The organism is Staphylococcus sp. EG-SA-2 (genome assembly GCF_017152085.1).
In genome coordinates this window covers 1-443 of record NZ_JACYHC010000275.1, presented here as the reverse complement: position 1 = coordinate 443, position 443 = coordinate 1, and the positions used below count along the sequence as shown (strand labels likewise).

Here is a 443-nt window from a genome sequence, read left to right as displayed (position 1 = left end):
TCATCTTTACCTCTTACACCTAAAGGTACTGCCATCGTTTTGTATGTTTCGTTTTGTCTCCATCGATTAACCACATCAAGCTGATCTACTTCTTTCACGTTATACATCTCTAAAAATGTAATACTATCAGGAATTGCATTTTTCAAATGTTCGACGTGTATCAAATTCGCCAAACGTCTCGCGATATATTCTTTATCAACGTTATCAATATTTTCAGGTGTAAATTTCAATTGAACTAATTCTTTTTCTTTCGTAATCAGTTCGCCTTCAGTACGAGACTTGATATCAATAATGGTATCTACATGCTCTGGCAAACTTTCAATCACATCTTCAACAAAGATTAATGAAATACCATATTCTGATAAATCTTGGTTTACATATTCTAAAATGACATGATCAATAATTAATGACATATCTGTAATGACAAACACTAATTGCGGTGT

Annotated in this window: 1 pseudogene; it reads right to left on the bottom strand. The window is 32.3% G+C overall.

Annotated features, from left to right (window positions below):
• Positions 1-443: pseudogene (locus IDG60_RS02670) on the bottom strand (type VII secretion protein EssC); the annotation flags it as partial.